The organism is Capnocytophaga sp. oral taxon 863 str. F0517 (assembly GCF_000466425.1).
Classification (GTDB): domain Bacteria; phylum Bacteroidota; class Bacteroidia; order Flavobacteriales; family Flavobacteriaceae; genus Capnocytophaga.
On the sequence record NZ_KE992094.1, the window covers coordinates 43168 to 55650 of the forward strand.

The 12483-nt window shown below is 40.2% G+C and carries 11 protein-coding genes; 7 read left to right on the top strand and 4 right to left on the bottom strand.

What is annotated here, in order from left to right:
- On the top strand, positions 1 to 1182 hold the full coding sequence (locus tag HMPREF1551_RS02600; RefSeq protein ID WP_021627470.1) for an aspartate aminotransferase family protein: 1182 nt from the start codon (positions 1 to 3) through the stop codon (positions 1180 to 1182).
- Here the strand turns inward: HMPREF1551_RS02600 and dnaG are convergent, their stop codons facing one another.
- The 4 genes from dnaG to HMPREF1551_RS02620 are packed head-to-tail and all read right to left on the bottom strand — an operon-like array spanning position 1183 to position 4964.
- The gene (dnaG, locus tag HMPREF1551_RS02605; protein ID WP_021627471.1) at positions 1183 to 3147 is read right to left on the bottom strand and encodes a DNA primase; all 1965 of its coding nucleotides are present in this window, start codon (positions 3145 to 3147) and stop codon (positions 1183 to 1185) included.
- A gap of 12 nt (positions 3148 to 3159) precedes the next feature.
- Entirely contained in the window at positions 3160 to 3546 is a 387-nt protein-coding gene (locus HMPREF1551_RS02610; RefSeq protein ID WP_021627472.1) for a VOC family protein, read from the bottom strand.
- 46 nt (positions 3547 to 3592) lie between these two features.
- A complete protein-coding gene (gene truA, locus HMPREF1551_RS02615; protein WP_021627473.1) occupies positions 3593 to 4321 on the bottom strand; it encodes a tRNA pseudouridine(38-40) synthase TruA in 729 nt (242 codons plus the stop codon).
- 19 nt (positions 4322 to 4340) lie between these two features.
- Complete coding sequence (locus tag HMPREF1551_RS02620; protein ID WP_021627474.1) at positions 4341 to 4964, bottom strand: L-threonylcarbamoyladenylate synthase; 624 nt, start codon at positions 4962 to 4964, stop codon at positions 4341 to 4343.
- 236 nt (positions 4965 to 5200) lie between these two features.
- Here HMPREF1551_RS02620 and prfB point away from each other — a divergent pair, with 236 nt between their 5' ends.
- The 6 genes from prfB (at position 5201) to HMPREF1551_RS13095 (ending at position 12391) form a co-directional block, all read left to right on the top strand.
- Positions 5201 to 6298 (top strand): peptide chain release factor 2, encoded by a 1098-nt coding sequence (gene prfB, locus HMPREF1551_RS02625; protein WP_021627475.1) that lies wholly within the window; start codon positions 5201 to 5203, stop codon positions 6296 to 6298.
- 172 nt (positions 6299 to 6470) lie between these two features.
- Entirely contained in the window at positions 6471 to 9011 is a 2541-nt protein-coding gene (topA, locus tag HMPREF1551_RS02630; protein WP_021627476.1) for a type I DNA topoisomerase, read from the top strand.
- Between the two features lie 391 nt (positions 9012 to 9402).
- Positions 9403 to 9729: a DUF805 domain-containing protein gene (locus HMPREF1551_RS02635; protein WP_021627477.1), complete on the top strand. Its 327-nt coding sequence runs from the start codon at positions 9403 to 9405 to the stop codon at positions 9727 to 9729.
- Positions 9730 to 9809: 80 nt separating this feature from the next.
- The gene (locus HMPREF1551_RS02640) at positions 9810 to 10736 is read left to right on the top strand and encodes an RHS repeat domain-containing protein (protein ID WP_021627478.1); all 927 of its coding nucleotides are present in this window, start codon (positions 9810 to 9812) and stop codon (positions 10734 to 10736) included.
- A 31-nt stretch (positions 10737 to 10767) separates the two neighbouring features.
- The gene (locus HMPREF1551_RS02645) at positions 10768 to 11778 is read left to right on the top strand and encodes a hypothetical protein (protein ID WP_021627479.1); all 1011 of its coding nucleotides are present in this window, start codon (positions 10768 to 10770) and stop codon (positions 11776 to 11778) included.
- Positions 11779 to 11806: 28 nt separating this feature from the next.
- Positions 11807 to 12391, top strand: a complete 585-nt coding sequence (locus HMPREF1551_RS13095; protein WP_021627480.1) for a PD-(D/E)XK nuclease family protein — start codon at positions 11807 to 11809, stop codon at positions 12389 to 12391.
- Positions 12392 to 12483: the final 92 nt, after the last annotated feature.

Below are 12483 nucleotides of genomic sequence, written 5' to 3' on the forward strand. Positions count from 1 at the left end.
ATGAAAGAAGATTTTTTACAGTATCAGGCCCCAACCTCTTTATATCCTTTAGGCTTGGAGGTGGCTCGTGCAGAAGGGTCTTATATCTATGATATACAAGGGAAAGCCTATTTGGATTTGGTAGCTGGGGTATCGGCTTGTACCTTAGGGCATTGCCATCCTAAAGTAGTCAAAGCCATACAAGAGCAAGCTGCAAAGTATATGCACGTAATGGTATACGGAGAATATGCCCAATCGCCTGCGGTAGCCTATTGTAAGCGACTGGCAGAGAACCTACCTGCACCTTTGCAAACCACTTATTTAGTCAATTCGGGTACGGAGGCCATAGAGGGAAGTATCAAGCTGGCTAAGCGTGCTACAGGCCGCTCCCAGATAATTGCAGCTCGCAAGGCCTACCATGGCAATACCCAAGGTTCGCTTAGTATCATGGACTATGAGCTGCGCAAGCAACCATTTCGTCCATTACTACCCGATGTGGCTTGGATCGAATTCAACAATGAGGCAGAGTTGGAGAAAATCACTACCCGAACTGCTGGAGTGGTTTTGGAAACGATTCAGGGAGGTGCAGGCTTCATCACCCCAGAGAATGATTATTTGGCAAAGGTAAAACAACGCTGCCAAGAGGTGGGTGCCCTACTTATCTTGGATGAGATACAACCAGGATTTGGCCGTACCGGAAAGCTCTTTGGCTTTCAGAACTATCATGTAGTACCCGATATTATCGCCATTGGCAAAGGAATGGCTAGCGGACTGCCCTGTGGTGCCTTTGTGGCTTCCTATGAGCTGATGCATCTTTTGGCTGATAAGCCTAAAATGTCCCATATCACTACCTTTGGAGGAAACCCAGTGGTGGCAGCCGCTTCATTGGCAACTCTCGATGAGCTACTTACCACTTCGCTTATGCAGGAGACCCTTGAGAAAGAACAGCTTTTCCGCAAACTCCTAAAGCACCCTAAGATAAAATCAGTCAATGGGAAAGGACTCATGCTAGCAGCTATCATGGAAAGCGAGGACTTGGCCAACCATGTGATTCTCTATGCTCACCAAAGAGGATATATCTTTTTTTGGTTGCTTTTTGAACTTAGAGCAGTAAGAATCTCTCCACCACTGACCATTAGCAAGGAAGAAATCGAAAAGGCTTGTGAGATGATCTTAGAAGCCATAGCGCACTATAAGGGATAACTAAGTAGCACCCAAGCGGCGAGAGATGGTGCTTTTCAATACATTGTAGTCCATTACCTCTTGGAAAGCCCAAGAGGAATCCTCCCCTTCATCCTCTAGGGTGGTTATTTCCTGGCGAAGTTCTTCTATCTTTTTGTCTATAAGCAATTTGCGTAGGTTAAGGATAATACCATTGATCGCGTAAGGAAGATCTTCTTCTTTAGGCTTGACCTCTACGCCTTTTTTGCTCCAATTATGTAGGCGGATTTGCTCCTCTTGAGCTTGAAAGGAAGCAATAATGGCTGCCATGGAGACAGGTAGCTCGTTGATAATAAGAGAAATATCTTCCAATCCAGCTTGGTATTTGTCTATGAAAAAAGTATATATTTCCTTGAACTCTAAGGTAGAGAGTTCTATCTCATCGGCTTGGAGTTCAAGGAATAATTTCTCGAATACCTTTACCCTTTGGGAGACTTCTTGAGTTTTTTCCTCGCCTGTTTCAGGATCATAATAAAGGTATTTGTCTTCGAAAGTACATTCTTTCGCCCCATATAGGATTAGGTACTTGATCAGGTCTTTTTCTAAATAAACGATAGGAGGGATCCTATCGGGCGTTTTTACGGCCGCCATAGGAGTTTCCTTCTGGGCTTTTTTGAGTTCTTGCTGTGCCTTGAGGACTTGTTGCTGATTCATTTGGGCAAGAGAGGCAAAGAGTACTTCCTCTGATATTTCCATAATCTTGGCACACTCCCTCACATAGATTTCCCTTTTGATAGGGTCAGAAATCTTAGAAATACTCTCAATCATATCCCGAATAGTATCGGCTCGCTTGAGAGGGTCGTCTTTGGTTTCTTTCATCAGCAAAGAAGCCTTAAAGCGGATAAAATCCTGAGTATGTTCATCGAAATAAGCTTGGATTTCCTCTAAGGAATTGGCTTTGGCGAAGCTATCAGGATCTTCTCCGTCGGGGAAGGTACAGATGCGTACATTCATCCCTTCGGCAAGGATCATATCTACCCCACGGATAGCAGCCCTTAGCCCTGCTGAATCCCCATCGTAGAGGATGGTGACATTGGGCGTAAGGCGACGTATCAGGCGAATCTGTTCTTGGGTGAGGGCTGTACCACTGGAGGCGACCACATTCTTGATTCCCCTTTGGTGGAGCTGTATCACATCGGTATAGCCTTCAACAAGGTAACAGTTATCTTCCTTGGCAATAAAAGGTTTGGCCTGAAAGATACCGTATAATATATGGCTTTTGTGATAGATGTCACTTTCGGGAGAGTTGAGGTATTTGGCTTCCTTTTGCTTTTCCTTGGAGAGGATACGTCCGCCAAACCCTAATACTCGTCCGCTCATGGAGAGAATAGGGAACATCACGCGCCCTTTGAAGCGGTCTATTCTACGCCCCTTTTCGGTGACGATAGTAAGCCCTGTTTTCTCTAAGTAAGCACCATTCATTCCCTTAGCCAAAGCCTCGTCGGTCAGGGCACTCCAACTGTCAAGAGAGTACCCCAATTGGAAGGTCTTGATCGTCTCGTCTGTAAAGCCGCGTTCCTTGAAATAAGTAAGTCCTAAGGCCTTGCCCTCTTCGGAGTTTGAAAGGACTTGTTGAAAATAATCACGGGCAAACTCGCTGACTAAGTATAACCCTTCTCGCTCATTGGCTTTTTCTTTTTCTTGTTCATTCTGCTGGGTTTCCTCCAGCTCTATGTTATATTTTTTAGCCAGATAGCGAATAGCCTCTATATAAGTAAAATGTTCGTGTTCCATAAGGAAAGCAATGGCATTGCCTCCTTTCCCACTACTGAAGTCCTTCCATATTTGCTTGGAAGGAGATACGGAAAAACTCGGCGTACGCTCATTGGTAAAGGGACTCAGCCCCTTATAGCCAGCGCCAGAACGCTTCAGTTGGATAAAGTCGCCTATGACTTCCTCCACCCGAATAGCATCATATACCTTGTCTATACTTTCTTTAGTAATCACGTTATCAAAGGGTTATATTTCGTATAATTCAATAGGGAAGCCGTCGGGGTCTTCCAAGAAGGTGAATCGCTTTCCTGTATATTCATCTTGGCGTATGGCTTCACAAGCTACCTTTTGGCTTTCTAAGTAAGAGATGGAAGCCTCTAAGTCTTTCACTGCCAAAGCCAAATGCCTACCTCCACAAGCCTCAGGCCGGCTTGGTCGCTTAGCAGGAGAGGGAAAGGAAAACAATTCCAAGACATATGATCCATTGAGACACAAATCTAACTTAAAGGATTTTCTTTCAGCCCTATAATGCTCCGCCTGTATCGTAAAAGGCAAGATCTCAGTATAGAAATGCTTTGACAGCTCGTAATTGCTACAAATAATGGCAATGTGGTGTATTTTTTCTATTTCCATATTCAGTTAGCGTGGTTAGTTGTCATTAATTACTGGTCACTGGTCATTAGTCACTATAAAGTACATTTTCCAAGAACAATGCATGCCCAGGAACGGAGTAGCCCGCCTGAGAACGGTTTTTGCTTAGCAAAACCTGCTCCAATCCCTCCAGGGTCATCTTTCCTGTGCCTACCTCTAAGAGGGTGCCCACAATGGCACGTACCATATTGCGCAAGAAGCGGTCGGCAGTGATTCTAAAAATAAGCAGTCCTCCTTCCTTGCGCCAATAGGCCTCTGTAAGATGACAGATATAGGTCTTGACATCGGTATTGACTTTTGAAAAACATTGAAAATCAGTATGTCTCAAAAGTACCTCACAAGCCTTGTTCATTAGGTCAAGGTCGAGGGGATAATGAATATAATAATGTTGTTCATACCCAAAGGGATCTTTCTCTGTACAAATGAAATACTGATAGGTACGAGAGCGGGCATCAAAGCGAGCATGGGCATCGTCCTTGACTGGGAAGATGGCCTTAATAGCAATGGTCTTAGGGAGAAAAGAATTGAGTTTGCTCACCAAGTTTTCAGGTAGGGGAGTCTCATAGTCAAAGTGAGCATAATAGTCCCTGGCATGTACGCCTGTATCGGTACGGCCCGCCCCCACGATGGCAATTTCAGTGCGGAGCAATAAGGACAGGGCACGCTCTATCTCCTCCTGTACAGAAGGAGCCTTGGGCTGTCGCTGCCAACCATGGTAATCTTTTCCATTATAGGAGAGTTGTATAAAATAGCGCACAATGCTTGTTTTCAGCTGGTTAAAAAAGTCCTTCTATGCTACCCTTTCCCTCTCGGACAAGCTCGGGTACCCCAGAGGAAAGGTCTATAATGGTGGAGGCCACATTGTCCCCATAGCCGCCATCTATGACAATATCTACCTTGTCCTGCCATTTCTCGAAAATGAGTTCAGGATCGGTGGTGTATTCCACCACTTCGTCTTCGTCATAGATAGAGGAAGAGACAATTGGATTGCCCAATTTCTCTACCAAAGTACGGGCAATGGTATTATCAGGTACGCGAATCCCTACTGTTTTTTTCTTTTTGAACTCCTTAGGCAGGTTGTTATTCCCAGGCAATATAAAGGTATAAGCACCCGGTAAGGCACGCTTGAGGAGCTTGAAGGTAGCCGTATCTATCTGTTTTACATAGTCCGAAAGGTGGCTAAGGTCTGCACATACGAAGGAGAAGTTAGCTTTGTCCAACTTCACCCCCTTAAGCTGAGCGATGCGCTCCAAGGCCTTGCTGTGAGTGATGTCGCAGCCCAATCCATACACCGTATCGGTAGGGTAGATGATAACCCCACCTTCGCGAAGGCACTCCACCACCTTCTGTATCTCCCGCTCATTGGGATTCTCTGGATATATCTTGATGAATTTCGCCATATCTTTCAATATATTATAGGCGAATTGTCATTCGCCCCTGTATCTGTAAAGGACAAAATTACAATAAATAATTAAAACTATTTCGTGTAAAATGTTAAAATTTTCTATTATAAAAAATTGAAAATCAATTTGTTATATTTGATATTTTCAATTATTAAGATGTATTTTGGAAAAAAAAGAGCACTATCTCACAGAATAATAAATAAAAAATTGTACTTTTGCCGAAATTTTCGGAAATGGTAACCATAGACCAACTTAAGGAACTTAGCCAGCGGGTAGACCGCTTAGAAGGGTATCTCCAGATTGACAAAAAGAAGATAGAAATTGCCAATGAAGAAGAGAAAACCTTAGCCCCTGACTTTTGGGACAATCCAAAGGAGGCGCAGCTATTAGTCCAAAAGATCCAATCTCAAAAGAAGTGGGTTACCGATTATGAAAAAGCGGTAGAAATGGTGGAAGAACTCCAAATCATGTTAGAGTTCTACAAGGAGGATGCTATTTCAGCCCAGGAAGTGGAGGATTTCTATGCACAAGCACTCTATCATATAGAAAATATTGAGTTTCGCAATATGCTCTCCGACGAAGGTGATGCCCTGAGTGCTGTCTTGCAAATTACCGCTGGAGCAGGAGGTACCGAAAGCTGTGATTGGGCTTCTATGCTCATGCGTATGTATATGATGTGGGCAAACAAGCAGGGCTTTTCAGTCAAGGAACTTAACTACCAAGAGGGTGATGTGGCAGGAGTGAAGACCGTGACCCTAGAGATAGATGGCGAATTTGCCTTTGGCTACCTCAAAGGGGAAAATGGGGTACACCGCTTGGTGCGTATCTCGCCTTTTGATAGCAATGCCAAGCGACACACCTCCTTTGCCTCGGTCTATGTATACCCATTGGCCGACGATACCATAGAGATAGAGATCAACCCTGCGGATATTTCCTTTGAAACCATGCGCTCCAGTGGGGCAGGAGGACAGAATGTCAATAAAGTAGAGACGGCTGTACGTCTTCGCCACCATCCTACAGGCATTATCATAGAGAACTCCGAGACACGCAGCCAGTTGGATAACAAGAACAAAGCGCTCCAATTGCTTAAATCACAGCTCTATGAGATAGAACTCAAAAAACGCCAAGCCAAGCGCGACGAGATAGAGGCCAACAAGATGAAGATAGAATGGGGTAGCCAAATCCGCAACTATGTGATGCACCCCTATAAGCTGGTCAAGGACGTCCGCTCAGGTTACGAAACTACCAATGTAGATGCGGTTATGAATGGTGAATTAGATGATTTCCTAAAGGCATACCTTATGCTTATGGGACAACAACATAATGATTAATGGTTAATTGTTAATGGTTAATCTTTGTCTTTTGAGCTCTTTAGAAGAAAGAGTTTCATCATGCTATAAAAACAAAAAATCAATTAACTAGAGATACTGAATATCAATAATATAAAACATAAGTAACTCGAAAAATTAACAATTAATAATTGATAATTAACAATTAATAGAGATGGCAAAAAATTTAGTAATTGTAGAGTCTCCTGCCAAGGCAAAGACAATTGAGAAGTTTTTGGGCAGTGATTATAAGGTGATGTCCAGTTATGGGCACATTGCTGACCTCCCTGATAAGGAATTAGGGGTGGATGTACAGCATGGTTTTAAGCCACAGTACATAGTCTCTGCCGATAAGCGAACTCTTGTAAAAAGCCTGAAGGAAGAAGTAAAGAAAGTGGATACGGTATGGTTGGCTTCCGATGAAGACCGTGAGGGGGAGGCCATAGCCTGGCACTTAGCTGAAGAACTCAAATTGCCACAGGAGAAAACTAAGCGTATTGTGTTCAACTCCATTACTAAATCAGCCATAGATCATGCTATTAAAAACCCAAGAGGGATAGACTATAACTTAGTCAATGCCCAGCAGGCACGCCGTGTACTGGATCGCTTGGTTGGGTATGAGCTTTCCCCTGTGCTGTGGAAGAAGATACGCAAAGGCCTCTCGGCGGGGCGTGTACAGTCCGTATCGGTACGCCTGATCGTAGAGCGTGAACGCGAGATACAGGATTTCAAAACAGAAGTCTCCTACAAGGTTACTGCCGAATTCCTCACCCAAGAAGGCAAGCTCATCAAGGCACATACCAACAAGTCTTTCCCTACTCAAGAGGCCGCTTATGCCTTCCTAAAGCAGCATATAGGAGCGACCTTCACCGTAGGCAACTTGGAAACCAAACCTACTAAAAAATCCCCCGCTCCTCCCTTTACCACCTCCACCCTTCAGCAGGAAGCCTCTCGTAAGCTCCACTTCTCCGTATCCAAGACGATGCAATTGGCACAACGCCTTTATGAATCAGGACTTATCACCTATATGCGTACCGATAGTGTGAACCTCTCCCCAGAGGCACTGGCCGCAGCTCAGCAGGAGATTACCCATGCCTACGGAGCTCAATATAGCAAGACCCGACAATATACCTCCCACTCCAAGGGAGCCCAAGAAGCCCACGAGGCCATCCGCCCTACCGATATGGCTGCCCATACTGTAAGGGCAGAAGCAGACCAAGTACGCCTATACGAACTCATTTGGAAGCGTACCATAGCCTCCCAGATGAGTGATGCCCTCTTGGAACGAACCCAAGTGAAAATCAATGCCAACACCCACTTAGAACCCTTCTTGGCCAGTGGTGAGGTAATTACCTTTGATGGCTTCCTCAAGGTCTATCTCGAAGGCAAGGACGACGAAGAAGAGGAAGACGAAAGCATGCTACCCGCAATGAAAGTAGGGGAGTCCCTTACGAGCAAACATATAACAGCTACTCAGCGCTTCACTCGTCCTCCTTTCCGCTATACAGAAGCCTCTTTGGTTAAGAAGTTAGAGGAACTGGGCATCGGTCGCCCTTCTACCTATGCAGCCACTATCTCCACCATACAGAACCGTGGCTATGTAGAGCGCAGTAATATAGAAGGGGAGCCCCGTCCTTATCTACAACTCTCCTTGGTCAAGGGAGAGATCAAAGAAAAGAGACTTTCTGAGAATGTAGGAGCAGATAAGGGCAAACTCATTCCCACCGACATAGGAATGATCGTTAATGACTTTCTTATCAACCACTTTGACAATATTGTGGATTACAACTTCACAGCCAAAGTAGAGGAAGAGTTTGACGACATCGCCTCCGGCAAGGAAGATTGGTCAAAGATGGTAGGGCGTTTTTATGATACCTTCCATCCTACCGTAACCGATGTAGAACAAAATGCCGATAGAGAGACCGGTGAACGCCTTTTGGGTACCGACCCTGCCACAGGTAAGCCTGTAAGTGTGCGCTTGGGTCGCTATGGTGCTATGGTACAAATAGGTACCGTAGAAGATGAGGAAAAACCCCGCTTTGCCAGCCTTTTGCCTCACCAGTCCATAGACACGATTACCTTTGAAGAAGCCATGAAGCTCTTTGAACTACCCCGTAAGTTGGGAGTATTCCAAGGGAAGGAAGTAGAAGCCAACATAGGGCGTTTTGGCCCTTATATCCGCTTTGGAGACAGTTTTATTTCCTTGGATAAGTCCTTGGATGTCTTTTCAGTAAGCTTTGAAGAAGCTAAGGACGTCATAGCACAGAAGCAAAAAGCCGATGCTCCAATAGCTGAATATGAAGGCAAGGAAGTTACTAAGGGAGTAGGTCGTTTTGGCCCCTTTATCAAGTGGAACAACATCTTTATCAGTGTTACCAAAAAGTACAACTTTGACAGCCTTTCTCAGGAAGATATAGCCGCTCTTATAGAGGAAAAACTCAAGAAAGAATCCGAGAAAGTAGTCAAGGAATGGCCAGAAGAAGGCATCCATATAGAGAAAGCCCGCTGGGGACGCTATCACCTTATCAAAGGGAAAACCAAAGTAGAGCTCAGCAAAGACACAGATATAGAAGCCTTTGCCTTAGCCGATGCCCAGGCGCTTTTAGCCCCCAAGGAAAAGCCCCAAAAGGCAGCCGCAACCAAGAAAACGACCGCCAAAAAATCCCCAGCAAAAACAGCTACTAAAACCGCAGCTAAAAAGACTGCTAAGAAATAGAGAATAGTTTTAAAAATTAACATACAAAAGTATTTCTATTTCAATAATTATTACTATCTTTGCCCAGTCAATAAGATACTAATAAGGCTAAGAATTATGAATACTTTAAGAGTCCAACGCAACGCAACGCAACGCAACGCCAGCCCTTATTATGTCTTAGCTTAAGCAATTCGCATATAAAAATATTTGAGAAAAGCAAGCCTGCTTACGAATTTTTTCGTGAGTAGGTTTGCTTTTTTTGTTTGTTAAATTAATCGAAATGGTCACAGTTTGTCTAACACGCACTGTAATTTTGCACTCAGGAATAAAAACAGCTATCCGAAGAGCTGAGTTTATATAAGGCGAATCCCGAAAAGCCTGTAATAGAGTAGGGGAAATTAAAAATTTAATTATGTTTAAAGCACCTTTTTCATTTAAAGGACGTATAGGTATGTTAGAATATTTTATCAGTGTTTTAATCTATATTGTCTATCTTCTACTGATTAAGAACTATTTAATTGATTATCTCTTTCAATCTTTTGAAGATGTAGGAACCATTTTCTTAGTACTTTCATTAAGCTTAATTCCTGCTATATATTTTGCTCTCACACAAGGAGCAAAAAGGAATCACGATATAGGAAATTCAGGATGGTTCATCCTTCTCCCTTTGAATAATTTTATTATTCTGTTTATTCCTAGTGAGAAAGCAGATAATAAATATGGTGAATACTTAGATTAATCAGATTGAGATATTGAAAATTAGTTTATATATGTGGAGTATAAATTAATATACTCCACTTTACTTAAAATATTAAAAAAATGAAAAAAATAATATTACTTACAAGCTTATTATTACAAATAGCTTGTGGACAATCTTCTCAACAAGGAAATGGAAAACAAACAGAAGATTTGCGAGAATATGAACTAAAAGGGAATGTAAAGTCTCTTGAATATGCTACCTATGAAGCCATAGATAAATCAGGAGAAATTGTAGCTAATGAAGGAAAATTCTGTGCTACTAGAAAATTTAGTTATAAAGGAAAAATTCTATTTGACAAAAATAGAAATATGATAGAAATAGCTACCTCTGAACCACTCCCTGGAAGAGAGTTTAACACTAAAACTATCTATATATATGATGGAAAAAAGCTTATAAAAGAAGAGTACGAGGAATATTATACAAATGATGAATCAACTGTAAAAAGAAAATCTTTCATTTATGAATATGATGATAAAGGATATAAAACTAAGAAAAAAATAGTTTTACCCAATGGGAAAATAAGAGATGAAATTATTTATAAATACAATTCTAAGGGACAATTAATTCGAATAGAAAAAAATATAGGTGGAGAAGATGCTATTTTCTCGGAAGAAAATTATGAATATGATGCAGGAGGTAATATTATAGTTATAGGATACGATGGGTATAGAAATATAGCTAATGTATATCTTAAATATAATGATAGGAATCAGTTAATAGAACTTAGAGGACCTATTATAAGTGATGAATATAGTGGAGATCCCATTCCTGATGTAAAAGTAGGAGAAAATATATCTTATTATGAATACGATAGCAAAGGAAATCTTATTGGAGAACGATATACTACTACAAAAAGAGAAATGAAATGGATAGATTCAGGATACATACGATATGAATCGGATGATAAAGGGAATTGGATAAAAAGTATTAAATTTCAAGATACAGATCCTATATCTATCACTCTAAGAACTATAGAATATTATTAAAATTATAAATAAAATTAAAATATCAAAAACGATGAGAAAAATATTTTTATTATTATTAACACTTGTAATGTGTAGAAATGCAAATAGTGCTAAGGAAGGTATGTTGACTGAATCTGCTAATAAAGAAAAAGAATTAAATAATTTTGAAAAGAAAAATGAAGAAGAATATGTCTTTCATAAAAAAAATGATTTGGAAAAGTTAGGTTTGAAAGGTAAAGTAAAACATTTAGAATTAATAAATTATATATTAGAGGATAGATTTGGGGAACTTCAAAAAGTAAAAATACAAGATAGATATAATCTGTTCTTTAATGAGAATGGATATATAACAAAGGCAGATACTATATCACTTGATATTAATCATCATTATATATCTATTGAAGCATTTCTAGAAAATAGATATAATAATATATACGCATCATTTCAATATGATGATATGAATAATCTTATAGAAGCAAAATATACTAAATATAAAGAAAATTATTTATATGATGATAAAAAAAATAATATAGAGATAAATAGATTCTATGAAAATAAATATAAAAACTCAAAGATAAAAAGAAAATACAATAATAAAAATTTGTTAATATCAGCAAATAATTATAGAGCTGAAGATGGTATTTTTCTTCAAGGTCGTAAATATGAATATAATAATAAAGGAGATATTATAAAAGAAGAACAATATGATAGAGAAAATCAAAGTGATTATCTATCTCTTACTAGTTATTATACTTATAAATATGAAAAAAATGGTAATATTATAGAGAAAATAGAATATCAACAAAGAGGAACAGGACCAAAACTTATAGAGGGAATAGCAGAATATAGTTATAATCAGGAAAATAATATTAGTTATTCTTGTGTTAAGGAATATTTTTTAGGAGATCCTACTAGTGTATCCTATATTAATTATGCAAACTATAAATATGATGCGAAAGGAAATTGGGTAGAAAGAAGAGAAGAATATTTTTTTAATTGGGCTTCTGGGAAAAAACAAAAAACAGGAGATGGTATTGTAGAACGAATTATTGAATATTATTAATCAATTAAAATCCTTAAACATTTATTAAATGGATATCAAAAAATCATTCTTTATGTATGATGAGAATGGAACCTCTAAAAAGGAAAGTTTAGTGGATTTCTTTCTCTCTTGGACACTTCGCTGTATTACCAACAAGGAAAGGGATTACCACAATCCTAAGTTGGAGGCTTATTGCAAGCGCATAACCTCTCTATTACTTTTTGGAGATGTAGAGAAACTTAATCAGTATGAAGTCCAACAAGTGAAAACGTGGCTCCAATGGAAGCGAGTAGACCTCTGTGCGGAATTTTACTTGCTCAACAGAGAAACTCAAAAGGAGGAAAAGTATGCACTCCTTTTGGAAAATAAGGTATATACTTCTATACACGACAATCAATTGGAAAACTATAAGCAGCTTTTTCAACAAGATTACGAGGGAGAAGATACTTTCTTAGAATATGTATACTTCTCTTGTAAGGATACTCTAAGTGATTGGGAAAAAGAACAATGTGCTACTGCTGGTTATAGAGCTTATACTATGGATGAGGTTCTTGACTTAGCACAGGGCAATCAAACTTGGGATTTTACAGGAAATGCCTTATTTGATGAGTTTTGGCTTAGCACTTGGGGATAAAAAATCCTAAATAACCATAACCCCTACAAAGCATTGGCGATTTTTGTTATAACCTTTGTAGGGGTGCTTTTATACTATAAAAACGAGTTAAT